We start from the raw sequence: 473 nt of genomic DNA, 5'->3' as shown, positions 1-473 counted from the left end.
GTCCTTGCGCCGCGCACTCACCTCGCGCCCCACGCCAATCACCCGGGCATCGCCCGTTGCCAGATAATGCGCCAGATAGCCATCGTGGCCGGAACGGTAAGGCTCGGGCATCAGCAGATTGATGTTGCGGCCCACCAGCTCGGCAGACTGCCAGCCGAACAGCAACTCGGCGGCCCGGTTCATTTCCAGCACCCGGCCACGCGCATCCATGCTGATGATGCCGTCCACCGCGGTGTCCACCACCGCCTGCAAGCGCGCCTCGCCTGCGGTCTTTTCCGCCGCCAGCTGGCGATAGCGCAACAAGGTATTCCCCGCCAGCACCAGCACCCCGGCACACAGGGTAAGCAAGGCTACCACCGCCGCCATCTTGCCGTTTTCCGCCACCACCCGGCCGGCCGGCTCTGCCACGCCGATGAAGCGGGCCGACAGCATGCCGCTGTAGTGCATGCCGGCAATGGCAAAGCCCATGATGC

General features: G+C 66.6%; 1 protein-coding gene. It reads right to left on the bottom strand.

Annotated elements, in window-relative coordinates; translation table 11 throughout:
• A partial coding sequence (locus tag JHD62_RS21490) for a PAS domain S-box protein (RefSeq protein WP_199104583.1) occupies positions 1-473 on the bottom strand: 473 nt, incomplete at both ends.

The sequence above is a fragment of the Aquitalea sp. ASV11 genome (assembly GCF_016429185.1).
Taxonomy (GTDB): Bacteria; Pseudomonadota; Gammaproteobacteria; order Burkholderiales; family Chromobacteriaceae; genus Aquitalea; species Aquitalea pelogenes.
Note: the sequence above shows the minus strand (reverse complement) of the source record. Positions and strands in the feature narration are given on the sequence as shown.